The 1,111-nt window shown below is 38.2% G+C and carries 1 protein-coding gene; it reads right to left on the reverse strand.

What is annotated here, in order from left to right:
• On the reverse strand, positions 1 to 1,111 hold a 1,111-nt coding region (locus tag AC0QT4_RS09200; protein WP_473201363.1), incomplete at both ends, for an N-6 DNA methylase.

Here is a 1,111-nt window from a genome sequence, read left to right on the forward strand (position 1 = left end):
GAGTACATAAATGCTGGTAAATTCCTTGGTTAAAGATTTGCGTAAACTGTCCATTGTTGGCTTTTCTATATAACCAGAACCAGAAACAAAGCCAATGATGCCAGCATTTTCAATACGGTCACTTGCCCAACGAATAGCGCGAATGTAACTATCGTAAAGTGCTCGTATATTAGTTACTTTCGATTGAGCAGCATAGGTTTCACGAATACGGTTATCTAAGAGCGGATAAGGAATGTTTTTTGCGTTGTCATTTTCATTCTTCTGTCCTACGGAATAAGGAGGGTTACCAAAGATCACTTCGATATTCAGCTTTTTCTGAAGTTCCAAATATTCACTGTTTTCTTTAAACAATTTTTGCAGCAGATTTTTCTCTTCAAGCATCTGAAACGTATCAGTCAAACCAATATGTTTGAAGGGAATATAATCTCCTTTCATAAGACTATGATAGGTCGATTCAATATTAATCGCTGCTATGTAATAAGCTAAAAGAACAATCTCATTAGCATGGATATCATGACGGAATTTATATTCCATATCCTCTGGTTGAATGAGATCAGATTGCAAAAGCCGTGTGATAAAGGTACCGGTACCTGTAAAGGGGTCAAGAATAGAAACACCACGTGATCCCAAGCTCTTGCCAAATTCCTTGCGCAAAACATCATCAACAGAGCGAATAATAAAATCGACAACCTCAACAGGGGTATAAACAATGCCAAGCCTATCCGTTGTCTTTTTGAACGCCTTGGCAAAAAAGCTTTCATAAAGAGTAATGATAAGATTTTGTCTTGCTTGCGGGGTGGTAATACCAGAGGCACGTAATTTTACACTTTCATAGAATTCTTTGAGCTCTTTTGACTCTTCTTCAATATTGGTCTTATCCAACTCAGCTAGGATCTTTTCCATTGCTTGCGAGATGGCATTGTTTTGAACAAATTGATTGCCATCAAATAAAGCTTCAAAAACAGGACGCGTCACAAGATGTTGTGCGAGCATTTCAACAGCTTCTTCTTGTTTTATATCACTGTTTAAGTTGTTCTGTAATTCCTCATGAAACGCATCAAAAGCACGGCGTGCTTCGCTCTTTTCATCCGCAAGCATATTTTGCAGGCGA

The sequence above is a fragment of the Bartonella sp. EBT8 genome (genome assembly GCF_055796165.1).